This window comes from Methylobacterium sp. B1 (assembly GCF_000333255.1).
GTDB lineage: Bacteria > Pseudomonadota > Alphaproteobacteria > Rhizobiales > Beijerinckiaceae > Methylobacterium > Methylobacterium fujisawaense.
Map to the genome: position 1 here is coordinate 1 of NZ_BACT01001084.1, position 884 is coordinate 884.

The 884-nt window shown below is 74.9% G+C and carries 1 protein-coding gene; it reads left to right on the plus strand.

Features of this window, described 5'->3' with window-relative positions; all coding sequences use genetic code 11:
* Positions 1-103: 103 nt before the first annotated feature.
* Positions 104-884: cache domain-containing protein (locus I53_RS30055; RefSeq protein ID WP_043358049.1), on the plus strand; the 781-nt coding region annotated here is incomplete at its 3' end.

Below are 884 nucleotides of genomic sequence, written 5' to 3' on the forward strand. Positions count from 1 at the left end.
GCCGGAACGCTCCCGTCTTGCTGAGGCCCGCGGCGCGTGCTGAGACGGGGGTGCGGGCGCGATCTCCCTCCTCCGGGAGCCGGCCGGATCCGAGGGAGATCGGATGCAAGCGGTCGCGCGATCGGAAACCCCTGCGGCGGCGGCCCGCGCCGATCCCGCGGACCGGGCCGACCGCCGCCGCGGATGGGGCACGCCGCGGCTGCGCGTCGTCCTGGCTTTGGGCTTCGGCACCCTCGGCTTCCTGGCGACCCTGGCGCTCGCCGCCCTTGTGAGCCGGGAGGCGACCCGACGGCTCGAGGCGGAGGTCGGCGGCCAGCTCACCGAGATCGCCGGCCAGATGGCCCGGAACCTCGATATCGGGATGTTCGAGCGCTGGCGCGACATCCAGATCGCCGCCGCCTCGGACAGCCTGCGCGATCCCGGAACCGCGACGGCGGCCAAGCGCGCCGTGATGGAGCGGCTCCAGGCGACCTACCCGGCCTATTCGATCATCGGGCTGGTCGACGCCGACGGGCGCGTATCCGCGACCAGCACGGGCGCCCTGGAGGGCGCGGACGTCTCCGGCCGGGACTATTTCCGCCGCGGCCTCGAGGGACCCTATGTCGGGGACGTGCATCCGGCCAAGCTCCTCCAGAGTCTGATGCCCCCGGTCGACACCGGTGCGCGCGGGGCGGCGCGGGAGCCGCTGCGCCTCGTCGATGTCGCGGCCCCGGTCCGGTCGCCGGACGGCCGCGTCCTCGGAGTGCTGGCCGCCCATCTCGACTGGACCTGGGCGCGCGACATGGCGCGCATCCTCGAAGGCGCGCTCCGGGGCCATCGCCAGGGGGCCGAGATCCTGATCCTGTCCCGCGACGGCACCGTGCTCCTCGGTCCGCCCGCCCTGC